We start from the raw sequence: 23,583 nt of genomic DNA, 5'->3' as shown, positions 1-23,583 counted from the left end.
ATGACAGGTTTCCTCGACCCGCCGTTTTTGCTGGAGCTTGGCCCCAACCAGTTCCCGAGACAGATCGAACGCCTGATGTGGCACCTCGGTTTCGCCGATGTCGCGAACATCGACGGCTCTGGCGACGAGGGCGGCGACCTCCTCGGCAAGCGAGGTGCCCAGGATTGGGTTGTCCAGTGCAAGTGGAAAAAGAATGGCGCTGTCGGTGCAAGCGCTATCGACGAGGTGGCGCGTGCCCGTGACGCCTACCGTGCGACCAAGGCGGCAGTCGTCACCAATACCCGGATCAGCGCCGACGCGATCCGCCGCGTCGACCAGCTCGCCCTCCTCGCACCACGGATCAACCTATGGCCCGGGCTCACCCTGCACCAGGCATTCGCCAAGGCTCCCGACCGCTTCAGCGAAGTTCACCTTCGACCGTACCAAGCCCACGCCTGCCAAGCGTTGAACCGGTCACTCGACGAGACATCTCGCGCACTGCTCGTCCTTGCCACCGGCATGGGCAAGACCGTGGTCAGCGGGGAGATCATCAATCAGCACCTCCAACGGTTTCCCGATGACCAGGTGCTCGTCGTCGCGCATACCAAGGACCTGGTGGACCAGCTAGAGCGAGCACTCTGGAGACACCTGCCCAAAAGCGTGAAGACGAGGCTGCTCACCGGCGAGGAGCGTCCAGATGATCTGAATGGAGTGACCTTCGCAACACTTGCCAGCGCGCTCTACGCGGCACGGCGTGGGTATCGTCCAGCCCTAGTTGTGGTGGACGAGTGCCACCACGTCGGGGAGAACGGCCAGTACGGTGAGCTTTTGGATAGCCTCACCGACTCCCGTCAACTTGGTGTCACCGCGACTCCCTGGCGCGGAGACGAGTACGACATCACCCATCGATTCGGCGAGGCCTCGTTTACTCTCGGCATCGAGGAAGGCATGCGTCAGGGCTACCTGGCCCAGGTGGACTATCGCCTGTTCGTTGACAACATCGACTGGGATGCCGTCCGCGACGCGAGCCGCAACGCGTACAGCATCGGAGATCTCAACGCGAAGCTCTTCTTGCCTCAGCGCGACGAGGCGATCCGCGACGAGCTGGCGTCGATTTGGGGCCGTGTTCCTCAGCCTCGCGCGCTCGTCTTCTGCCGTACCATCGAACACGCCGAGCGCCTGGCCGATCTGCTGCGCCGAAACGCCCCATGGCCGAGTGTCTTGGCCATCCATGCTGGTCTGCCCAAACGTGAACGCCAGACTCGCCTGCTGGCCTTCAGGTCGGGTCAAGTACCCATCCTCACCTCGGTCGACATCCTTAACGAGGGCGTCGATGTCCCCGATGTCAATATCCTCTGTTTCGCTCGCGTCACACACAGCCGGCGTATCTTCGTCCAGCAGCTTGGACGAGGACTTCGGCTGCGGGAGGGCAAGGAGCGCGTGGTCGTGCTCGACTTCGTCAGCGACCTGCGGCGGATCGCCGCCGCGCTCAACCTCCGGCGCGAGCTCGAAGCCGATGACATCGAGGTGCTCGCGGATTTCGCCCGCTCCTCCATCGAGTTCTCGGATCGGCGCGTCGACTCGCTTATGAACGAATGGATCAAGGATGCCGCGTCCTTGGAGACCGCATACGATGACGCTCGCCTCCAATTTCCTGATCCGTTCGTCCCCCCGGGTTGGTAGCCATGTCCGAGATTCCAGAAGTGATTCGTGAGCAAGTCATCACCGAGCTCTACCGCCAGGCGGACGAGCTGAACTGGGAACTTCTCTCAGCCAGCGAGAAGAAGCGTCAGTACCAGAAGTGGATCGAGGACTCTCGTGTGGGCGGGATCCTGCGCGAGTTCTTCGACGACCACCGCATGGGGACTTGGATCAAGGACACCCCGATGAAGGAGTACGCCCGCGCGCAGGAGGGCTTCGGCAGCACCGCAAAGTATGCGCGTAGCCGGTTCCCCGGCCCGGATGTCCTGATCGGGCAGGCCCTCGGTCCCGGATGGATCGTTGTCCCCAACAGCGTGGATGACAAACCCATGCACTGTCTCGCCACTATCGGAGAATCAACGCGGTATGTCTGCTGGGGCCGTCCCAACACCTTCAGGGACCTGATCTGGGCGGCCCTGAACAAGGCGATCACCATGTCCGAGAGACCGTTGGTTATCGTCACGGAGCAGGACGGCATCAGCGTGTCCGCGAATGAAAGGGCGACTCAGGCCGCGATCGCCGAACACTGCGGCCTCGATCTCACACATATCCACCGTCGTCTCCTGCGGGTTTGACGGGAGCGGCAAGGTAGCCGGAAGAACCGAAGAGGACCTTGCGGTCGAGGAACCGGTTGAAGTGGTCGCAGGTTGGCTCGCCGAGGTGCATGCAGGCGTGGCAGGCACCGCCGCTGCGTTCGCAGGCAGGGTCTAACGGGCATCGAGATTCGGCGTGGATGAGGGTGTTCAGGAAGTGGTGGAGGTCGTTCTCGAAGACGGCTTGGAGTCCGCCAAGGACGAAATCTCCACGAGTGGCGGCGAAGATGAAGAAGGTCAGGTGGCGAGGTACGAGGTACTCGCCGAGACCCTCGCGATCGACGCCGGCGAAGACGGAGAGCTGACGTATGACTCGGTGGGAGTAGGAATGAACGAGGGCTAGAAGGTCCTCACCCAAAGAGGGGGTTTCTTCCGGCTGGGTGAAGCGGCTTGGAACCTTCGCCGAGGCCGCGATCGCCTCGCGAATGGCGCGGCTTCCTCTGGCGGAGGGGATGTCATGGCCGCGTGCGAGGAGCCATCCGTACACTCGGGCGGCATCAAGTTGGAACATGAGAGCTTCTGCCTGCTGGAGGTCGGCATAGACGCGATAGCTCGAACCCGCGCCGTGGAACCGACTGAGGCGAGCAGAGCCAGGATCCATGCCTCCGCGCGTGAATCCGTATACGGCCTTGAGCACCGGAAACCGATCAATCAGGTCCACACCGGTGAGACCAGCTCGGTTCATCGAGACGGGGTAGTCATGCTCCAACACCTTGCGATGGGTCGACGTGGTCTTGGGGGTGATCAGGTCTGAGACCAGAGCTCGGGACTCGCTCGTGGCGAGTGCGATGTCGACGGCCTCCCGCTCTGCGGCAACGATGAGTTCACCGGGTGCGCCTGCCAGCAGGCCCAAAGTGTCCTCTGAGGCTAGATGCCCTTCCTCGTTCGCGACCTCAGCCATCTTCTCCGCGACGGTGCGAGGGATGCCTTGGGCCATGAGTGCGTCCACGATGGAGGATTCAGTAGCTCTGTTGATGTCGGGTGAACCCTCGAAGCCGTTGAGTGCCCAGATCAGGGATCTACGCTTGCCTCCACCAGCGGTGATCCTTTGCATCCTCTCTCGGCTGGGAGGGTTGATCAGCACAAAGGTCTGGGGAGAGTAAACGCTCGCAGCTCGATGAACGTTGTAAGTGATGTTTTTGCCGTTCTTGCGGTCGGAGTAAGACTTCCCACACGGACAGGCGCGATGCCCGAAACCTCGCCGCAGTACCTTCTCGCATATTGGACAGTCGAATGTGATTTTTGCGGCCTCGATACTGGACTGGTGACGCATCCTGGTCTCGCTGTGCGTCGGGCAACGAGGGATGATCGGAGCCTCCAGGCGGCCACATTCGTGGAAACCAACGAAATGGAGCTGTCGCAGCGAATCATGTCCGGCTTTGCACACCTTCGGCTTCTTGCCGGTCTCCACTCTTCGACAGGCTTGGCACACCCAGACTTCTGGGAAACGTTCGACTCGAACTCCTTGTTTGTGATTGACACGCACAACCTCGATTTCCGTGCCCGCCCACAGAGACTTTACAACCCCGGGGTCCAAGCCGCCGGCAACCCAGCCGCTCATCTCGTCGATCAGGCGTTGGCGGACCAAACTGTCCTCCACATCGATCGTGATGGCGCCTTTCCATTCGGCCGACTTCCAGATGCCTCCGCGTAGGTCCGCAGTCTGCTCAGGGAGTAGACCGTAGAGGACCTGGGATCCACTGCGCTGGTCTTTCATGAGCGTGAACCTCCTAGTCGTCACTTACGGGGATCTGCGCCTCGACGTCGCGCAAGGACCGCATGGGCTTCCGTCCCTGGTCAAAGAGCTCGTTCGGAAACCTGGCTCCGAACCCGTGATCCTCCAGTCGCATGAAGTACGCGTTGAGCTGCTGTTGGATGTCGGCGAAAGCCATGTGCTGGGTTTCATCAATACCCAGAGCGACTGCGCAGGCGAGGGCCTCTCCTTCGCTTCCGATGCCGGTTATGGCGAAGTACTTGCGGAGCAGGTCGACCGTGGTTAGGCGTTGAGCGGGGGATTTGGGCTCGTGGATGAAAAGCCTGCGGGACTCGATGGCCGCTGGAGTGGTCAGCTGCAGCACCCGTCGGCTCGAACGGGTGACGGGGATAGGCTCGACGAAGCGGTCTCCTTGGTGGATGAAGGGACCGAAGTGGGAATAGACGGTTGCGTCGCGCTCTCGGCCGATCTTATGAATGACGTATACGAGACCGGGGTGCGAACGTCCAACACGGGCGGTGGCCTGGATGAACTCGGCGGTCGTAAGCGGGACGCCGAGCACGGTCATAATGTTTAGCCGATTGATGTCCACGCCGTGCGACATCATTGAAGATGCCGTGACAGTGTGAATGCGTTCCGTAAAGTCGGGTTCGGGATTCTGCAGCCTGTCTAGCGCTTCTCGGACCTCGTCGAAGGCTGCCTGACCCGTGAGAGCGACAACATTCAGGGGTTCGACGGGGACCTGAGTCCCCAGCGAACGCCGCGCCGCCTCGACGTCCCGAACGGTATTGCCGTAGATGACGTTGGTTCCGTAGAGGTCGAGGAGCTCCGGCGCGTACAGGGAAGGTACGCCCACCTCGGCGCAGACCACTTCGGGGTCCTCAAGAAGCCGACGGACGGATTGTTGGAGGATGGTCGTCGTCCGATCCGAGACCCACTCCAGCGTCACTCCGCGCGGCCACACGGCAACGAAGCGACGCAGGAGGTTATCGGTCTCCCTGCTCCAAAAGGACTCGCCCGCGGAAGGTCCGGGCACCGGGAAGACGCGCCCTTCCCGCTGGTAGAGGACATCGACCTGCCGCTCGTATCCCGTAAGGGTTGCGGACGAAGCGATGATCTTCGGGCGCGTGCCGGTCAGTTCCAACTGCAGAAAGTCCAGAAGCGCCTCATAATGCGAGTCGACTGCGCCAAGGGAGTCGCGCAAAAGATGTAACTCGTCCTGAAGACGGAAGGACGGCGCGAACTGCTTCCGATCATTAGTACTGATCGGCTCCACCGCCGCCTGACAGTCGGGCACTAGGCATCCGTTGGGCCGACTAGACCGCTTGGCATACGTATAGCCGTGCATCTGCTCTGTGCAACGCCCTGAAGGGCCTTCGACGAACCCCCGCATGTTTGCCTGCATAGCGATCAGGGACGCTTTGTCGAGTGTTCCGATGACGACCGTAGGGAGGAAACGGTAGATCTCCTGGTCCACGATGTAGATGGGGAGCGGGTCACCCTCCATCGGGCACTCATCCGCGACGCAGATGTGTCGTAGGGTCCAGTTACCACGGTGGAACTTGGTGACGACCTGCTTTGACTGACAAAACGGGCAGACGCTAAGGATTCGGTAGCGTTCCGGCATGTCGTCGTCGTCGACATCGATCGGGTTGCTGTCCGTGGGAGCCTTTGGGATCTCGTTGGGAGTAGCGCCGGCTCCTACGAAGTACCCAAGGGAGATCGGAGCACCTTTCACCTTTTCCTTGCGTCGGACCAGCTCGGCGGCAGCCAGGGCATCGGCGAAGCGCTGGGTCTGCTGGAGGGACAACATCCGGAGCGGGAACCGGCTCCACGCGCTGATGCCCGTCACCTTGCCTCGGAGCCTGTCGTAGAAGGCAGTCAGTACGAGGAGACCGAGGTAAGTCTCGGTCTTGCCACCTCCGGTGGCGAACCAGACGGTCTCCACGAAGTCCCAGTCAGAACCAGCGTCGCTGAAGCTGGGAAGAACGGACAGGATGAAGCCGAGCTGGAACGGGCGCCAACGATCATAGGCTCCATGGGATGCCTTGTCCATCGCGAGGTTCATGAGAGAGAACGCGCGCAGAAGCTGCACGTCCCGCTGGAGGGCATCAAGACCGCGTCGGAGCCGGGAGAGCTCCTCCAGATGATCCTCAGCGGCGGCTCGTGCCTCCTCGAACATCTCCGGGTTCCATGCCTCTGCGCCTTGCCGCTCCTCCAACCGTTGGTTCGACCAGTGGACCTCGCCCCAGCGACGATAAGCCTCGATTAGTTCCGCCACCCTTGAGACCGAGTCGGCTGCCAGTCCTCGAAAAGTGAGGTCCAAACGGTCGGGAGATGTCCCTTCGAAGGTGTACTCGGGGCGGCGCCGTTCGACGACCAAGGTGTCCGTCGTCCTCAGAGCGTCCGCGGTGGTGACCTCGACCCCGCAGTTAATGCCGAGAGCGGGCATCCGTCGGTCGTAGCGGAAGCTATCTGGCAGGGACTCCAGAATGAAAGGCGCCGTCTCAAGACCGGTGACCTCGATCTCGACCTCGAACAGATGTCGTTCGCCTCGGGCTCGGGCGGTCTCCGGGGTGATGTTGACGAGCTCGATCACGAGCTCTGGCGCCCCGCGCCAGGAATCGTCAGTTACACGCACCTGGGCCATGAGGCCATTCGCTCCCGCTGCCGCTAGAGCGTTGGAGATCGCATCTGTCCCGAATCTTTCCGCCTCGGCGTTGGGCCTCGCCTCTACGGGGACCGTGACATCGATCCGTTCGGTCTTAGCCCAGTGGTCGTCCTTGGAGTCGACACAGTTCCACGCTGCGGCCTTCACACGGACATTGAACGACCAGGGGCCGACCGAGGTGGGCCGCACACGCATGCCGACAGCGCAGGGATCCATACGGCGCTCTCGCTTCATGCCTTGAGCGGTCTCCGTCTCAGGAGCCACCCGACCGAGCCAGAACCGTCCGGCGGGGCTGGTGTCGAGAGCGAACAGATCGTCGCCTCGGCCAGCCACAGTAACCTGATCGTCGAGCCAGGTCACGAAGCGCCGATAAGCTTCAGGCCGCTCCATGCAGACCCTCCTTGAAGTCGCGAGCAAGTTGCACAAGGATCGCGTCAGACTGGATGCGTTCCTTTACCTTCTTCTCAAGCTGGCGAACCCGCTCACGCGTGATCCCAAATTCCTGTCCCAGTTGTTCCAGGGTCATCTCCTCGTGGCCGTTGAACCCGCATCGACCTTCGAGAATACGCAGGAACCGTCGGTCATATCCAGAAGCAATGAACTTAATCCGCTCATGGATGGCGTTAAGCATTTCGGTTTCCATCACCTTGTCTTCCACAGAATCCGTGAGGCTGTGCAAGACGAGCTCACCGAGGGGAGTCGACTCCTCGCCTTCAGCGCCGAGGGGAGCATCGAGGTGAACAACGGGCGCGGCGTAATCCAGGATCGCTTTGACAGTGCCGGCACTTTTTCCCAGCGCGCCAGCGATTTCCACTACCGACGGGGCTCTTCCATTACGGACCTCGAAACCCCGAGCATAGCGGCGGATCTCATTAACCTGCTCCCAGACATGAACGGGGAGACGGATGGCGGTACTCTGATTGCATATTGCCCTAGAAATGGTCTGTTTGACCCACCATGTGGCATATGTAGAGAATTTGTAACCGAGCTGAGGATCGAATTTCTCGGCCGCTCGATCGAGCCCGAAGATCCCTTCTTGAATCAGATCGTCGAATTCGAGGTCTCCCGCCGACGAGAGAAAGCCCCTGGCTATACTGATCGCCAGTCGGATGTTGCTGGCGATCAGATACTGGCGAGCTCGGTCTCCATCCGCGATCAACTCATCGAGCTGGTCGGTCGCCTCCCCCTTCTCGCGCGCCTCCTTCGCGCGTATTCCCATCTGAATACTGCGCGCCAATTCGACCTCCTCTTCAGCGTTCAGGATTCGATGCGCGCCCATCCGAATCGGAATCTCGGAGTTAAGCTGATGGCTACGACGCTTGGGAACGTAGGCGGAGAACTTCGTGCCAACGAGCGAGGAATATCGCGGAGTCTCTTCGCCGCCTTCTAGAACACCCTGCTTGGCAAGAGAATCGAGAAGCCGGACAGTGTCCTCAGGGCTCAGGCCTCGGCGACCAGCAACGCTAACAGCGTGACTGCGAGAAATTCGACCTATCCGCTCCGAATCTTCGAGCAGCACCTCAAGGCACCGCGCAAATGACCCGACTTTCTCCATGGATAACCCCCACGCCAACCGTCGCCAACGAAGAAGTGCTTACATTCCCCCCACTAGCTGGAACGGATTGGATCGTATTGGGTTGATGAGCAGAAGGTCAAGGGCTGCGGAAAAGCGTCCAGATTGTACAGAGGTTAACCATGAAGCGACTATTGTCCGATTCGTTGACACATCTTTTTTTGCCTGGATAAGCTCATCCGCGAGCGGCGTTAATGTAGATGGACATATGGCTCACCTGCCATGTCAGCTTCTTGAGTCAGTGGCCCGAGCTGGCGCTTCGTTCAAACTTCTCGTGATCGCCTTTCCTGAAGCCAGGGATGACGATGCGCTCGGGCCATTTCCATGCTGCGCGTTTGAGAGTCACCGATAGAGGCGCGGAGACGGACACGGCCCACATTGCGCCATAACTGTCACCGTGATGGAACCCATCAGAGGATGCAGCAGTCGGGCCTAGATCGGCGAGCGACCTGCTGCTGTCGCGAGGGCGGTGAGCAACGCAGAGAGATCCGGAACCTCGTCAAGGGCCAACGGAATGGCGGGGACGTGGTCGAGAAGCAGGACAGCGGGTCCTCCAGCCAGCGCGGTCAACGTCCAGAACGACCCGTTGGCACGGACCACGTACTTCTCTCGAGGCCATGTTTTCCAGAGACGGATGGAGCCCGGAGGCAGGTCTTCCTTCGCGGCCAGTGACCGAGCCTGCGCCAGCGCGGCGTCGAAGTGCTCTCGCACCGGGTGGTCCGCCGCAACTAGACGCCGCACGTCGATGTACCGCGGCGGTGGGGCCGGATCGTGGTCTCCCATGTTGTACGCGTCGAACTGATAGTTCTCGACGTACTGTTCCTCGCTGAGGTGACCACCGGCACGCAGCTCATTCACGATGTGGTCGGCCAGGCTCCGGCGGCCTGCAGGTATCCATTCCCGTTCGGGGGCATGTAGGAGATCCGCGTCCAGGACGTCTTGCGGGTCGTGAGGCTGCGGCAGATCGGCATACCCGACTGTGCAAGTGAGCGGCCATCCCGGACGCCGGCGGACCACGGTGGCGGGATCCGCCTCGTAACCAGCTGCAAAGCCCATCTCCAGGACTGAATTCACACTGTCGACCCCATGAACATCCGTGGTGAACTCTGTCCATCGGGCACCGCCCTCGTCCTGACACAGAACGATCCCGTATCCATCCTTTCTCGCTTCCAGTCCCAACATCGCACAGACAGAGGAGTAGCTGTCGCCCAGCTCGCCAGGGAATTCGTCAGCGGTCAGCAAGATGGCTGTGACCACACGAAGACGGCGCTGCCGGCCAGGCACTGACCCTACGGGGGCAGATGAGCCGTCCGCTGAGGGGGAACGTGACCGACCTCCGCTCCCCCCACCGCGCCGACGCTTCTTCCCTCCACTCATGACATACGAGCGTCTCAGGAACTTGCGGCCCATCGCATCGCCGGACGGCTACAGGTCGCTTCCCGGCGACAAGGGCCCGAATTTGCCCTCGTGACCCAGTCGCTTGATCCAGCGCCCCCAGCGTGCGCTCCGTGCGAATTGCTCGGCGACCACCCTGCCCGGCGGAAGACCGCCGTCGGGCAGGCGATTGGCCAGAGCCCACTGCCAGGCGGTTCGGCGAAGGTCCTCGTTCGCGCTTTCGCCAGGATCCAGCACCTGGGAGGGCTGATCGGCGTCATCACCCGAAAGCTCCTGAGCGTCCGCGCTCTCCGTGTGCACGACTTCGGCTGCAGTAGCAGAGGCTCGACGGATCTGAGACATCAGCAGCTCGTAGCTACCGATCAACGCAGCACTCGGCCATGCCGCGATCAGGCGACCGATCAGGCTGGGTTCAGCGACGGCGATGTTGGCTCCGAGACTGGCGAGGCTGGCGACGAGCAACATGCCCCAGGCCAGGAGGCTGCCGCGCGACCCGTACCGGTTGGCCAGGAGGATGGACATCGAGGCGACGACGATCGCGCCGTCCACCGCGAGCGGGATGAGCACCGCCGCGAGCCGATCCTCACCGTGGCGAAGGCACAGCTCGTGCATGTGCCGGAAGGACACGACCGCTGCGATGCCCGCGAGAAGGAGCACTCCCGTGATCGTCGTACGTTGGATGCGGCGCACAGCCCGCGTGTTCGTCTCCACAGCAGCTCAGCCCTCCCCCAGGAGGAACCGCTCGGTGAGGACGAAGGGATGTGCAATTGGTTCAGCTCCGCCCTCGGACACGCACTGTGGTACATGCTGGGCCTCGCTTCGACTGTGACAACCCTCTCCGAGGGGTCATGGACGAGGTGGAGGCCCATTTGTTTGTAGGGGTCGTTCCTGTCGGCGCTCGGGCGGCGAACCCCACGGGGGATTCCGCGGCCGAGCCGAGCATGACCACGCCGAACTTCACCATCACCAACGAGGGCGGGCCCTCGTGGCGCGTCGGCAACGACCTGGGCGAAGGGGCGACCGACTACACGGTCGGCGGGCTGTCCCTGGCGGACGCCGGCAACGCCAAGCGGTACCGGCCCGGGCGGTGGCCTCAGCGGCGCGCCGGCGGCCGGCTCCGACCCTCTGGACAGCGTCGATGCTGCTGTTCTGCACGTATACCGCTGCCCATGACCCGTCGCCCTCGGCGTCCTCGTCTGCCGGGCACACCGCTCCACCAGGTGCCCGGCCAGCCGGAGGTCTCCGGGGCGGCTGACAGCCGCAGCGCGTGCACGCGATTCACCTCGGGCGGCTCACCCGGCCCCGAACGCGGCGAGGTGGTCGGCCACCCAGTCGGCGTAGGTCCGTGCCGGGCGGCCGAGGACCTTGTCCACCTCGCCGGTCACGGGAGGCTGGTCGTGCTCGAGGTAGTGCGCGTAACGAGCCATCAGGGCGCGTGCCCAGGGCTCGGGCAGGCCGTTCTCGACGAGGTGCGCGGCGACGGCCTGCGGCGGGAGTTCCTCGAAGCGCAGCGGCCGGCCGAGCGCGGCGGCGATCACGGCCACCATCTCCTCGTGCGACAGCGACTGCGGGCCCGTGAGCTGCAGCTTCCGGCCGGCCAGCTCGTCGGTGAGCAGCGCGCGGGCCGCCACCTCGGCCAGGTCCCGCTCGTCCAGCACGGGCTCGCGGAAGCGGGCGTGCACGTAGCGGACGACGTCGCCGGCGCGGATCTGGGCTCCCCACGCCTGTGCGGAGTTGCCGGCGAAGCTGCCCGCGCGCAGGCTGGTCCAGGTCAGGCCGCTGGCCATGGCCGCCTCCTCCGCCTCCTTGTTGCGGTCGCCGCGCCAGCGGGAGGGTTGCAGCTCGTACGGGTCGTCGATGTTGATCGCCGACAGCGCCACCACCTTGCGGACCCCCTGCTGGGCGGCGACCGACAGCAGCTCGCCGGCGGAGTCGCCGAAGGTGCGCGGATGCAGGAAGAGGGCTTCGGCGCCGTCGAAGCAGGCGGGCATCGTGCCGGGCAGGGACGGGTCGCCCGTGGCGAGTTCCACCCCGTCCGGCAGGCCGGATGGTTGCGTGGAACGGCTCACGGCGCGGACGCGGGCGCCTTCGGCGAGCAGTCGTGCGATGAGGAGGCGCCCGAGGGGGCCGGTCGCCCCGGTTACGACGATCATGTGTTGTTCGCTTTCGTGTGGTGGCCGCGCCGGTTGGGCGCAGCGGTTCGATGACGGGGCCATCGGGTCGAGGCCGCCGTTCAGGACGGTGGTGTGGGCGAAGCCCGGCCGCGCGAGGGGCGGCCGTGGTCCTTTCCTCGGGGCCCGGGGTCAGGCCGGCGTCGCGGGCCGGGGCCGGCCGGCGTGCTCGTCCGCCGGGCGGGCGGAGGGGCTCGTCGACCGGATGAACTGCTCGACGACGGCGGCGAGCGCCGGTCCCGCGTCCTCCTGGAGGAAGTGGCCCGCGCCGGTGATGGTGGGGTGGGCCAGGCGGCGGGCGCCAGGGATGCGCCCGCTGAGCGCGGTGTGGTCACCGCGGGTGACGTGGTCCTGGTCGCTGAACGCGCACAGGAACGGCAGCTCCAGCGTCTCCAGCACGTCCCAGGCCGCCCGCAGCGCCGGCGTGTACGCGTCCTGCGGCGAGATCGGGATGAGCAGCGGGAACTGCCGGACGCCCGTCACGTACGGCTCGTCCGGATAGGGCGCGTCGTAGGCGGCCAGCACCTCCGGCCCCAGCTCGGTGACCGTCATCTCCTGCACGATCGCCGACGGCAGGAACGGGTGGGTGCGCTGGCTGGACTGCAGCCAGGCGGCCATCATCGGCCAGCCCGGCCCGAGATCCTCGTCGCCGGTGCTCAGGCCGGTGTTGGTGGCCACCACGCGGCGGAACCGTTCCGGATGGGCGGCCAGCAGGGGCAGGCCCAGCGCGCCTCCCCAGTCGTGGCAGACCATGGTCACCTCGCGCAGGTCCAGCCGGTCCAGCACGGCCTCGCGCAGCCACCCCAGATGCCGGTCATAGGTATAGAGGTGGCGGTCGGCGAGCTTGTCGGACCTGCCGAACCCGATCAGGTCGACGGCCACGCACCGGTGCCCGGCCTGGACGAGCGGCGGGATGACGTGCCGGTACAGGTAGCTCCACGACGGGTTGCCGTGCAGCAGCAGGACGGTCTCTCCCGAGGGGTGTTCCGGCCGCTCGTCCAGGTAGTGCATCCGCAGCCGGCCGCCGTCGACGGCCACGTAGTGCGGCTCGAACGGGTAGTCCGGCAGGTTAGCGAAGCGCGACTCCGGGGTGCGCAGCACCCGGATGTCCTGTTCTGTCGTGGTCATGCCTCATGAGAGGGGACCACGGCGGCGAAGTGTGACGTCCCGGCGGCCCTGGTGTGACACAGGTCTCAGGACCGCCGACGACGTCACACTGATCGGCTCGGCTTGTGAACGTGGGATCGGAGTCCCGCACCGTTCAGGAGAACAGCTTGACGGTCTCGGTCACCTCGTCCGCCTTGACGCACTGCCCGTGCGGATTGACGTCGCCGAACTCCTGGACGTCCTGGCAGTTCCAGGTGGATCCGCCGACCTTGACCACGGTCGGCACCTCGCCGTCGGAGGTCGCCGCCTGCTGGATGTACGCCGAACCGACGCCCATCGCGGTGTTGCAGGCGGTGTTCTGGTCGTCGGTGCTGGTCGCCGTCACGCCCAGCCCGATGTTCCCGCATTCGTACTCCCGCGCGGGCTCCGGGACCGGGGCTGCGGCTGCGGACGTGGCGGTGGTGGCGAAGGCGGCTGCCATCACCACGGCGATGACGGGCTGCATGGTGATCATGGGAGTTCCTCTCCGGCGTCTGTTTCCGGATCTCCCTTCCAGGTTCACCGGATCCGCAGTGGTGAAGGGCCATGACCGGGGCAAGGGCACGCATGGAACCGTTGGCAGAGGCGCGGGAGCCGGAGATCCAAACCTGTGCTCACCCCTGGTTCCCGGACACCTTGTCCCCGAGCCCTTCCCGGTCGGAAGAGATCCCTGCGCGAAGGGGAGGGCGCGGGATCGGCACAGGGCAGGACGGCCCGGGCCCGCGAGGTGCCATGCGCACTCGGTCGGCCACGGAGAGTCAGCGCTGATGCTGCTGTACGTTCGTTGCCGGCGGCATGGCGGCGGCCCCGGTGACGTGCTTGGTCTCAGGCTCCGGGGCCGCTCCGCCCGGCCCGGCGAGGCGCAGGGCGAGCAGGGCGACGTCGTCGGTGAAGCGGTCGCCCCGGCGGCGGGACAGGAGCTGGTCGCACATCTCCTCCAGCGGGAGCCGGCACAGGCCGGAGGCATGGCGGGCCAGGTCGTCCAGACCTTCGTCGAGGCTGTGCGCGGGGCTCTCGACGAGCCCGTCGGTGTACATGAGCAGGGTCGATCCGGCGGGGATCAGCTGGGCGTGGTCGGGGCGGGGAAGAGCCGGGGCGACGCCCAGGGGGTGACCGCTGTCGGCCGGCAGGTAGCGGGCGGGGCCGTCGGCGGGGACGAGGAGCGGGGGCGGGTGGCCGGCGCTGCTCCAGCACAACCGCCAGGCGGAGCCGGAGTGCTGCTCCAGGCGGGCCAGCAGCACCGTGGCCATCGGGCCGCCGTGCAGGTCGTGCAGCACCTCGTCCAGCCGCCGAAGGATGTGCGAGGGCGGCTCGCACTGCTCGTAGGCGAGCACCCGCAGCATGTTGCTGATCCGGCTCATGATGGTGGCCGCCTTCAGGTCGTGTCCCATCACGTCGCCGACCATGAGGCAGGGAACGCCGTCGGGCAGGACGATCGCGTCGTACCAGTCGCCGCCGATCCTGGGCAGGGAGCTGGAGGGACGGTAGCGGGCGCAGGCTTGCAAGCCGCCCACATCGGGCAGGTCGGGCAGGTCGGGGAGCAGGCTGCGCTGGAAGTCCTCGGTGCTGCGGCGGAGGCGTTCGTACAGGCGGGCGTTCTCGATGGCGACGCTGGCCGCGCTCGCCAGGGCCGCGATGATCCGCTCGTCGTCGCCGGTGAACGGCCCTCCCGAGCGCTTGTCCGCGAAGTACATGTTGCCGTAGACGGTGCCGCGCACCAGGAGCGGCATGCCCAGCAGGGACCGCATCACCGGGTGGCCGGCGGGGTAGTCGCGGAACTGCGGATGGGTCCGCACGTCGTCCACGCGCATCGGCCGGGGGTGGGCCACCAGCTCCCCCAGCAGGCCGTGGGTGGTCGGCATGCGGCCGATGGCGGCGTACACCTCCTCCGAGACCCCGCACGTGAACAGGTCGGCGAACTCGCCCTCCTCGTTCAGCACGCCGAGAGCGCCGTACCGGGCCTCCACCAGGTCGGCCGAGACCTCCACGATGGTGCGCAGCACCGCGTTCAGCTCCAGCTCGGAGCTGATCGCCAGGACGGCCTCCAGCAGGCGCTTCATCCGGTCGTGCAGGTCACGGATCTGCGCGAGGCTCTCCTGCAGCCGCTGCAGGTCCTCGGCTCCCAGCCGCCCCAGATACCCCTCGAACGCGCCGTCCCCCGGCTCCCCTCCCATCTGACCCCCCGAGATCTCTCGCCTGCCTCATGCCCCACGGCCGTCCGCGTGACACCTGCCGCCCACGGCACTGGACATCGCGCCCGTGACGTGATCTGACGGAGAGAGAGCGCCGACGATCACGAACAGGAGCACCTGGACATGAGCGACACGCCGCGACTGCACAGAGCCGGCTCGACCCTGCTGGAGCGGGCCCGCGACCTGCGCACGTTGATCGAGAGCGAGGCGGACCGGGCCGAGGCCGGGGGGAGGCTGACCACCCCCGTCGTGGACGCCCTGCACGAGGCGGGCCTCTTCGGCATCTGGGTGCCGGTGCCGCTCGGGGGCGCCGAGCTGTCCCCCGGGGAGCTGCTCGACGTCTTCGAGGAGCTGACGTACGCCGACCCCTCGACGGGCTGGGTCGTCATGGCCACCACCCTGGAGAACGGCACGGCCGGCGCCTACCTGGGCGACGACGCGGTGGAACGGGTCTTCAAGGGGCCGCGGATGCCGTTGATCGCGGGCCAGGGCACCCGGCCGGGCGTCGCCGTCCCCGAGAACGGCGGGTTCCGCCTCACCGGGCAGTGGAGCTTCGCCTCGGGCATGTACCACGCGCAGTACGCCCACAGCGCCGCCGCCGTCGAGGGCACCGGCGAGGTCCGGATCTTCATCAGCCCGATGGAGGACGTCAAGATGCTCGGCAACTGGGACGTCCTGGGCCTGCGTGCCACGGGCAGCATCGACTACACCATCGACGGGGCCTTCGTGCCGCACTCGCAGTCCCACGACTTCAGCACGACCGAGCCGCTGCGCGGCGGCGCGATCTTCCGGCTCGGGCTGCTCGATCAGGCGCTGATCTGCCACTCGGGCTGGGCGCTCGGCATCGGGCGGCGGCTGCTGGACGAGCTGGCCCGGTACGCGGGCGCGCGGAGCGGGCGGCCCGGCCAGCTCGCCGGCAGCGACGCCTTCCACGCCGGCTTCGCCCGCGCCGAGGCGAGGTTCCGCGCGGCCTCGGCGCTGATCCGGGAGACCTGGGACGACGTGGAGCGCACTCTGGACGGGGGCGGGCGGCTCGGCGTGCGGCAGGAGACGATGGTGCGGCTCGCGCTCAACCACATCACCTCGACGATCGCCGGGGTGGCCGGGTTCGTCTACGCGTCCGGTGGCACCACGTCGCTGCGCGACGGGCTGATCCAGCGGCTGTTCAGGGACGCCCAGGCGGGCACCGCGCACATCCTCTCCGGGCCGCAGGTGCTCCAGGAGTGCGGCAGGGAGCTGGCGGGACTGGCTCAGGGCCAGTCGTGGGAGGTGCTCGGGCTGGAGGGGTGAGTGCGGCACCTCGGCGTGCTCAAGGGGGCCGGGCTCGTCACCGAGCGCCGCGCGGCAGCGAGCTCTTCGACGACCCCGGCCGTTTCCCGGGCGGGAGCGCGGTGCTGGACTGTGTGCTCGTGATGCGCGAGGCCCCGGCGGTGTGGCGGACGCTGCCCGCGATGGCGGCGTCCTGAACGGGGCCCGGCGGTGTGGTGGCCGCTGCCCACCATGGCGGCGTCCTGAGCGATGAGTTCTCGCGGCGGGGGCGGTCCAACCTCCGACAGACGTAATCGGAGGAAGGAAGGCCGCCATGACGACGACCGCCACCCACATCCTGCGGCGCCCGGGCGTGCGGCTGCGTTACGAGGTACGCGGCTCGGGACCGCTGCTGGTGGTGACCGGCGCGCCGATGGCGGCGGCGGAGTTCGCGCCGCTGGCCGAGGCGCTGGCGGCCGATCACACGGTCGTCACGCACGACCCCCGCGGCATGTCCGGCAGCGTGCTGGACGACCCGGCGGAGGACTCCACGCCGGAGCTGCGGGCCGACGACCTCGCGGCCATCCTCGACGACCTCGGGGCCGAGTCGGCCGACGTCTTCGGCAGCAGCGGCGGCGCGGTGACGGGGCTGGCGCTGGTCGCGCGGCACCCCGGGCGGGTGCGTACGCTCGTGGCGCACGAGCCGCCCTGCGTCGAGCTGCTGCCGGACGCCGCCGAGCAGCGCGCCGCGGTGGACGACATGATCGAGACCTTCCACCGCGACGGCCTGTGGGCGGCCTTCGCCAAGTTCATGGGGAACGCGGGGTTCGAGGAGGGCGCGGACGCCGGGCCGCCCCCGTCGGAGCAGGTCGTCGCCGACGGCTCCCGGTTCTTCGCGCACGAGCTGCGCGGCACCACCCGTTACGTGCCCGACGTCGCCGCGTTGCGGAACGGCCGGGTCGTCGTGGGGGTCGGGGCAGAGTCGGGGCAGATCGTGACGCACCGGACCTCGGTGGCGCTGGCCGAGCGCATCGGCACGACGCCGGTGGAGTTCCCCGGGGACCACGGCGGGTTCATGGCGCACCCGGGAGAGTTCGCGGACGTGCTGCGCAAGGTCCTGTAGGGGCCGCCGGCGTCCGGCGGAGCTGCCCGAACCTGTGGGCTGCGGCCGGAGCGGCGGTCGCGGGCCTGCTTCAGGTCGTTGCTGTGGGTCCCAAGTGACTTCCAAGCGCCCGTCCCTAGGTTTCCTGGCATGAGGCTGAGCTACCGGGAGGAGGCGCTGCGCGAGCGGGCGCGGGGGCGTGCCCCCGTACGGATGCCGCTGGTCGTCAGCGGGCCGTCGTTCCTCGTCCTGTGGATCGCGGTGGCGATCGTCGTGACGGCCGGGATCGGCGTGACCGCGCTGGCCCTGGGAGCCGCGGGGTGATGCGCCTGCTGATGCGCCGTGTCCCCGTCGTGCTGCAGAACACCGAGACCGAGTGCGGCGCGGCGTGCCTGACCATGGTGCTGGGGCACCACGGCCACCGCACCACCCTGCACCAGGTCTCCGACCGGCTCCAGATCGGCAGGGACGGGCTGAGCGCGAAGGCGATCGTGGACGGCGCCCGCGAGCACGGGCTCCAGGCGCGGGCCTTCTCGCTGGCGCCGGAGGACCTGGCGCGGGTGCCGCTGCCGGCCGTGGCGCACTGGGAGTTCAGCCACTTCGTCGTGGTCGAGCGCTGGTCACCCGACCGGGTGGACGTCGTGGACCCCGGGCAGGGGCGGCGCAGGCTGACCCCCGAGGAGTTCGGGGCCGGGTTCACCGGCGTGCTGCTGGTCTTCCAGCCGGGCGAGGGGTTCCGGCGCGGCTCGTCGTCGATGGCGGGGGCGTGGCGGCGGGAGTTCGCGCGCACGCTGTTCAGGCGGCGCCGAGGGCTGCTGGCGCAGATCGTGGCCGCCTCGCTGCTGCTGCAACTGCTCGGGCTGGCGCTGCCGTTCTTCTCCGAACTGCTGGTCGACACGATCGTCCCGGCGCGGGCGGCGGAGGTGCTGTCGCTGCTCGGGCCGGCGGTCGTGCTGGCGGGGGCGGCGCAGTTCGTGATCGGGTACCTGCGGGCGGCGCTGCTGGTCGCGGTGCGGGCCAGGGCCGACCAGGAGCTCACCGAGAGCGTGGTGGGGCATCTGGTGGCGCTGCCGTACGGGTACTTCACCCGGCGGGCCAAGGGCGATCTGGTGACGCGGGCGGCGGGCGTGTCCACGCTGGGCGACATCCTGACCGGGCAGGTCGTCGCGGCGCTGCTGGACGGGCCGCTGGCCGTGGGCTACCTGGTGCTGGTCTACTTCTGGGACCCGGTCTTCGGACTGGCGCTGAGCGGCGTGGCCGTCCTGCAGACGGTGCTGCTGCTGGCCACCACGAGCCGGATCGCCACGCTCACCCATCAGGAGCTGGCCGCGCTGTCGGCGTCGCAGAACAGCCTGATCCAGACGATCACCGGGATCGAGACGCTGAAGGCGTCGGGGGCCGAGCGGCGGGCCGTGGACCAGTGGGCGGGACACTTCGCCCGGCAGCTCGACGCCGACGTGCGGGCCGGGCTCACCAGGGGGCTGCTGGAGGCGGCGCTGTCGGCGATCCGCGTGACGGCGCCGCTGGGCCTGCTGTGGCTGGGCGCCTGGCGGGTGCTGGACGGGCAGCTCACGCTCGGCACGCTGATCGCGCTGAACGCGGTCGCGCTCGGCGCGCTCACCCCGCTCGGCTCGCTGTTGACGGGCCTGCAGAGCCTGCAGCAGGCCGGGGCGCACTTCGACCGGCTTTCGGACATCCTCGCCTCCGAGCCGGAACCGAGCGACGGCATCGAGGTGCTGCGGCTGCGCGGCGCGGTCGAGTTGCGCGACGTGAGCTTCCGCCACGACCCCCGCGGCCCCTGGACGGTGCGGGGCGTCTCCGTCGCCATCCGGCCCGGCCAGAAGGTGGCGCTGGTGGGCGCGTCAGGGTCCGGCAAGAGCACGCTGGCCAGGCTGCTGCTCGCGCTGCACAGCCCGGTCGAGGGCGAGATCCGGTACGACGGCGTCCCCGCCGCCGAGCTGAACCTGCGTACGCTGCGCCGCCAGTTCGGCGTGGTCATCCAGGACCCGTCGCTGTTCAGCGGCTCGATCAGGGAGAACATCGCGCTGAACGACCCCGGCGCCGCCATGGACAGGGTGGTCGCGGCGGCCCGGCTGGCGGCGCTGCACGACGAGATCGCCGCCATGCCCATGGGGTACGAGACCATGCTGACCGACGGCGGCGGCCTGTCGGGCGGGCAGCGGCAGCGGCTCGCCCTGGCCCGCGCCGTGCTGTCACGCCCGAAGATCCTGCTGCTCGACGAGGCCACCAGCAACCTGGACAGCGCCACCGAGGCCGTCATCGAGGCCAACCTCGGCACGCTCGCGCAGACCAGGATCGTGATCGCGCACCGGCTGAGCACGGTCAGGGACGCGGACCTGATCCTGGTGATCGACGGCGGCCGGGTCGTGCAGCGCGGCACCCACGACGAGCTGATCGCGTCGCGCGGCAGGTACGCCGAGCTGGTGGCCGCGCAGGCGGCGCTGACCTGAGCCGCCGCGGCGCCTCGCCCCGGGGCCTGCTCCGGGCCCCGGGGTGTCCCGTCGAGGTCAGTCCTCGATGGCCTGGTAGACGGTGGTCCAGAAGTCGTTCATCAGGTGGGCGGGGCTGGGGACGGTGTAGCCGACCTGGGTGAGCAGGATGCCGGTGACCTGGGTGGCCGGGTCGGCGTAGGCGGAGGTGCCGCTGCCGCCGTCCCAGCCGAACTGGCCGATCGGGGCGTAGTCGCCGCGGTAGGTGCGTACCGCCATGCCGATGCCCCAGCCGCCCTGCTGGCCCTGGCCGAAGGAGATGTGCACGGCGTTGCGGGCCAGAGCGGTGCGCGCGGCGTTCTGCTCCGGGGTGAGCCGGTTGGTGGTCATCAGCTCCACCGCCGGCCGGGACAGGATCCGTCGGCCGTTGTGGATGCCGCCGTTGAGCAGCATCCGGAAGTAGGCGTGGTAGTCATCGGCGGTGGAGACCAGACCGCCCCCGCCGCCCTGGAACGCCGGCGGCTTGCTCCACCGGCCGCCCTCGGGCTCGTCCCACGCCTGGAACTCGCCGCTCTGCGGGTCGGGGGCGTACAGGGTGGGCAGCCGGTCGAGCTGGCCGGCGGGCACGTGGAAGCCGGTGTCGGCCATGCCGAGGGGCTCGAAGATACGCTCGCGCAGGAACTCCTCGAAGCTCTGGCCGCTCACCCGGGAGACCAGCACGCCGACCAGGTCGCTGCTGATCTGGTACTGCCACTGCTCGCCGGGCTGGTGCATCAGCGGCAGCTCGCCCAGGCGGCGCATCCACTCGTCCTGCTCGGGCACCTCGGTCGGCAGGTTCGGCGTCAGTCCCCGCTCGAAGACGGCGTTCAGGATCGGGGTGCCCAGCGCCGTCATGTCCATGCCGAGACCGAAGGTGGAGGTCAGCACGTCGCGGACGGTGATCGGGCGGCGGGCCGGCACGGTGTCGTCCAGCTCGCCGTCGATGCGCCTGAGCACCTGCCGGCCGGCCAGCTCGGGCAGCCACGGATCGACCACGTCGTCCAGCCGCAACCGGCACTCATCCAGCAGCACCATCGCCGCCGCGATCGAGACCGGCTTGGAGGTGGAGGCCATCCGGAAGATCGTGTCCCGCCGCATCGGCGCGCCACCGTCGTGCCGCATCGTGCCCAGCGCCTCGACATGCGTCCGGCCACCACGGCTGACCAGCGCCACCAGCCCCGGGATCCTGCCGGAATCGACATGCCGCGCCAGCACCTCACGCAGCCTGCGCAGACCCGACGTGGTGAAACCATCGTTACTCATCATGAATCTCCTCACAAAGGCGGTGTTCGCGGGTGCGGAGCCCGTCCCGGCGTGGTGTCCACCATCGCCGGCCGCGCTGACACCGGACCGTCGCCGCCCTGACGCCACCGCTGACAGCGGCGCCTCAGCCGGGCCGCACGGTGACCGTCACCGAGGCGCCCTCCCGGCCTGCCAGCCGCGCGAACCTGAGCCCGCCCCCGACCAGGGAGGCGTCGCCGTCCAGCAGCTCCGCCACCGGCCTGGCCCACGTCAGGGTCAGCTCGTCCAGGTCGCACCGGGGGTCGGCGACGGTCACGGTCACGGTGCCGCCGGGGTGCTCGCGCACCAGGACCGCGCACGGGGCGGAGGCGGTGAGGTCGCCCGCCGTCCCGGCGTTCCAGAAGCAGGCGGCCGTCAGCCCGAGCGCGGGCACGTGCACGGCCTGGAGCCGGGCCGTGTTGGCCAGCACGCGCACCGCCCCCGCGGCCCGGGATCCGTGCTCGCCCGGCAGGATCAGGGCGCGGGCCTGGGTGGCCTCCCTGCCGGCGCCCGGCAGCAGCAGGTAGGCGTAGGTGGCGGAGCGCGGATCGACGCCGTGGTCCAGCCAGAGCGTCACGTAGTCGCGGCCCGTCCCGCCGCCGTCCCGGCGCTCCCGCAGCGTACGCAGGGCCTGGCCGGGCAGCACGTAGCCCCCGTGACCCGCCAGGTGCGCCCATCCCCGCCCCACCGCGAGCGGCGCCGAGGTCCTGCGGTTGTCCACGACGGTCTCGACGGCCACGCCGTCCGCGCCGGTGATCCCTGCCCCCAGGCAGACGATCGCGTCGTCGAGGAAGAACCACGACTTGAACGCCTCCATCGTGCTCTCCAGCCCGGAGAGGTGCTGCCCCACGGCCGCGTACGTGCCGTCGCTCGCCCCGCCGACCCACCGCCACGGCGTGCGCGTGTCACCCCACCCCGCGCCCGCCCCGTCGGGCAGCCGCCGGGTGGACACGGTGGTGCCCGGCAGCCGGTACGGGTCCACGGTGGGCCAGAAGGAGTCGGAGTACTGGTCGCCGTGCCCGTCGGCCCACCAGTAGAGCATCCCGGAGCCGGTGTGCCAGCCGCGCAGGTTCTCGCCGTTGCCGTGCTCGTAGTGACCGACGCGGTGGGAGGCCATGCTGAGCGCCGCGCACCAGCCGGGCCGCCGGTGCACGGCCCTGGCGCTCATCGGCAGCAGCCGGTGCCCGACCGGCTCGGCCCCCGCCGGCACCGCGCCGTCCTCCATGACCGTCGCCAGGCGGGCGTGGAAGGCGGGCTCGGCGGCGTGCTCCAGCATGGGCTGGTACGTGCCGCGCGCCGCCCACCCCTTGACCATGGCCTGCCAGCGCGCCCGGGTCCCGGCCGGGGCGCTCTCCCCCAGCAGCAGGACCGCGGCGGCGATCTCGCGCCCGCGCTCGTGGTCGCCGAACGGCCGCCTGCCGACGCCACGCCCGCGTACGAGGTCCATGCAGGCCCCGTCACGCACGAACGGCGCGTACGTGCGCTCGACCGTGTCGAAGATCCGCTGGTCGGCGAGCTCCCAGGGCGAGCCGCGCAGCACCGCGTAGAGCGTGGCCAGCCCCGACAGCAGCGTCACCCCGTACGCGCCCTGGTAGGGCACGAACGAGTGCTGGATGAACGACCCGTCCCGGTAGAAACCATCACCTTCCGAGACCGTCGCGAACACCGGCGACAGCGCCGAGACGGCCAGCCCCGCCTTGCCGTGGTCGTCGTCGAGCATGGCGCGCAGCAGCGTCACCAGGCACAGGTCCACCCGGTTGGCGGCGGTGCTGTTGCCGGAGTAGCGGTGCAGGCGGCGCTCGGGCACGTAGTGGTCGACGGCCTCGGCCAGTGCCGGGCTCCACGTCCCGGCCAGCACGGACGCGTCCAGCAGCGCCTTCGGCACGCCGATCTGCCAGTGCCACCAGTTGCCCGGCGCGTCGCCGCCCGCCGCGTACACGTGCCGCCGGTAGTGCTCCACCCCGGCGGCGACGGCCTCGCCGAGGCCCGCGTCACCGAGGCCCAGCGCGTACGCCTGCGCCATGACCCGCAGCCGCCTCGGCGTGGCCACGAACGACGGGAACGCCTGGTCGGGCCAGAGCGAGGAGGGCCCGGGGGCCATCGTGGCGCGGTAGCGCGCGGCCGCCCGGCCCAGCGCGGCCAGCCGCGCCCGGTAACGCTCCGAACCGTGCCCCGGCCCCGCCGTCACCTCCCGCCAGCGGCGGCGCAGCAGGACGAACGTCTCGTCGGGCGTGTACGCCGCCCGCGCCGGCGCAAGCGCCCCCACCGTGCCGGCCGCGGCCACGCCGCCGAGCCGGAGAAATAATCGCCTGGTTGGCAGCGGCACGT

General features: G+C 68.2%; 17 protein-coding genes. 6 read left to right on the top strand and 11 right to left on the bottom strand.

Translation table 11 applies throughout. The features are described from left to right. Positions 1 to 1,662: a DEAD/DEAH box helicase family protein gene (locus ACBJ32_RS38755; RefSeq protein ID WP_375130964.1), complete on the top strand. Its 1,662-nt coding sequence runs from the start codon at positions 1 to 3 to the stop codon at positions 1,660 to 1,662. A gap of 2 nt (positions 1,663 to 1,664) precedes the next feature. Next, positions 1,665 to 2,255 carry a hypothetical protein gene (locus tag ACBJ32_RS38750; RefSeq protein WP_375130963.1) on the top strand — a complete coding sequence of 197 codons (591 nt, stop codon included), beginning with the start codon at positions 1,665 to 1,667 and terminating at the stop codon, positions 2,253 to 2,255. On the opposite strand, the gene ACBJ32_RS38745 is transcribed toward ACBJ32_RS38750, so the two are convergent. The 9 genes from ACBJ32_RS38745 to ACBJ32_RS38705 form a co-directional block, all read right to left on the bottom strand. Continuing rightward, positions 2,221 to 3,990, bottom strand: coding sequence for a hypothetical protein (locus ACBJ32_RS38745; protein WP_375130962.1), 1,770 nt, complete (start codon positions 3,988 to 3,990; stop codon positions 2,221 to 2,223). The genes ACBJ32_RS38750 and ACBJ32_RS38745 overlap by 35 nt on opposite strands. A gap of 13 nt (positions 3,991 to 4,003) precedes the next feature. Continuing rightward, on the bottom strand, positions 4,004 to 7,048 hold the full coding sequence (locus ACBJ32_RS38740; protein ID WP_375130961.1) for a helicase-related protein: 3,045 nt from the start codon (positions 7,046 to 7,048) through the stop codon (positions 4,004 to 4,006). Further along, positions 7,035 to 8,177, bottom strand: coding sequence for an RNA polymerase sigma factor RpoD/SigA (locus ACBJ32_RS38735; protein ID WP_375130960.1), 1,143 nt, complete (start codon positions 8,175 to 8,177; stop codon positions 7,035 to 7,037). The genes ACBJ32_RS38740 and ACBJ32_RS38735 overlap by 14 nt, the downstream gene beginning before the upstream one ends. Before the next feature lie 486 nt (positions 8,178 to 8,663). Continuing rightward, positions 8,664 to 9,488, bottom strand: a complete 825-nt coding sequence (locus ACBJ32_RS38730) for a hypothetical protein (protein WP_375130959.1) — start codon at positions 9,486 to 9,488, stop codon at positions 8,664 to 8,666. 168 nt (positions 9,489 to 9,656) lie between these two features. After that, positions 9,657 to 10,337, bottom strand: a complete 681-nt coding sequence (locus ACBJ32_RS38725; protein ID WP_375130958.1) for a DUF2637 domain-containing protein — start codon at positions 10,335 to 10,337, stop codon at positions 9,657 to 9,659. A gap of 581 nt (positions 10,338 to 10,918) precedes the next feature. Then, positions 10,919 to 11,779: an NAD(P)H-binding protein gene (locus tag ACBJ32_RS38720; protein WP_375130957.1), complete on the bottom strand. Its 861-nt coding sequence runs from the start codon at positions 11,777 to 11,779 to the stop codon at positions 10,919 to 10,921. 150 nt (positions 11,780 to 11,929) lie between these two features. Then, positions 11,930 to 12,925 (bottom strand): haloalkane dehalogenase, encoded by a 996-nt coding sequence (locus ACBJ32_RS38715; RefSeq protein WP_375130956.1) that lies wholly within the window; start codon positions 12,923 to 12,925, stop codon positions 11,930 to 11,932. Positions 12,926 to 13,058: 133 nt separating this feature from the next. Further along, on the bottom strand, positions 13,059 to 13,418 hold the full coding sequence (locus ACBJ32_RS38710) for a hypothetical protein (protein ID WP_375130955.1): 360 nt from the start codon (positions 13,416 to 13,418) through the stop codon (positions 13,059 to 13,061). Positions 13,419 to 13,701: 283 nt separating this feature from the next. Next, entirely contained in the window at positions 13,702 to 15,117 is a 1,416-nt protein-coding gene (locus ACBJ32_RS38705) for a PP2C family protein-serine/threonine phosphatase (RefSeq protein ID WP_375130954.1), read from the bottom strand. 141 nt (positions 15,118 to 15,258) lie between these two features. Between ACBJ32_RS38705 and ACBJ32_RS38700 the strand changes: the two genes are divergently transcribed. The 4 genes from ACBJ32_RS38700 (at position 15,259) to ACBJ32_RS38685 (ending at position 19,956) form a co-directional block, all read left to right on the top strand. Then, positions 15,259 to 16,425 carry an acyl-CoA dehydrogenase family protein gene (locus tag ACBJ32_RS38700; RefSeq protein ID WP_375130953.1) on the top strand — a complete coding sequence of 389 codons (1,167 nt, stop codon included), beginning with the start codon at positions 15,259 to 15,261 and terminating at the stop codon, positions 16,423 to 16,425. 292 nt (positions 16,426 to 16,717) lie between these two features. Continuing rightward, a complete protein-coding gene (locus tag ACBJ32_RS38695) occupies positions 16,718 to 17,506 on the top strand; it encodes an alpha/beta fold hydrolase (protein WP_375130952.1) in 789 nt (262 codons plus the stop codon). A 129-nt stretch (positions 17,507 to 17,635) separates the two neighbouring features. Further along, entirely contained in the window at positions 17,636 to 17,809 is a 174-nt protein-coding gene (locus ACBJ32_RS38690) for a hypothetical protein (RefSeq protein WP_375130951.1), read from the top strand. After that, the gene (locus ACBJ32_RS38685; RefSeq protein ID WP_375131013.1) at positions 17,809 to 19,956 is read left to right on the top strand and encodes a peptidase domain-containing ABC transporter; all 2,148 of its coding nucleotides are present in this window, start codon (positions 17,809 to 17,811) and stop codon (positions 19,954 to 19,956) included. Before ACBJ32_RS38690 ends, ACBJ32_RS38685 begins: the two co-directional genes overlap by 1 nt. 57 nt (positions 19,957 to 20,013) lie before the next feature. Here the strand turns inward: ACBJ32_RS38685 and ACBJ32_RS38680 are convergent, their stop codons facing one another. Both ACBJ32_RS38680 and ACBJ32_RS38675 read right to left on the bottom strand, forming a co-directional pair. Then, complete coding sequence (locus ACBJ32_RS38680) at positions 20,014 to 21,240, bottom strand: serine hydrolase domain-containing protein (RefSeq protein ID WP_375130950.1); 1,227 nt, start codon at positions 21,238 to 21,240, stop codon at positions 20,014 to 20,016. Positions 21,241 to 21,361: 121 nt separating this feature from the next. Then, the gene (locus ACBJ32_RS38675) at positions 21,362 to 23,581 is read right to left on the bottom strand and encodes a polysaccharide lyase 8 family protein (protein ID WP_375130949.1); all 2,220 of its coding nucleotides are present in this window, start codon (positions 23,579 to 23,581) and stop codon (positions 21,362 to 21,364) included. Positions 23,582 to 23,583: the final 2 nt, after the last annotated feature.

The sequence above is a fragment of the Nonomuraea sp. GTA35 genome (genome assembly GCF_041950525.1).
GTDB lineage: Bacteria > Actinomycetota > Actinomycetes > Streptosporangiales > Streptosporangiaceae > Nonomuraea.
Note: the sequence above shows the minus strand (reverse complement) of the source record. Positions and strands in the feature narration are given on the sequence as shown.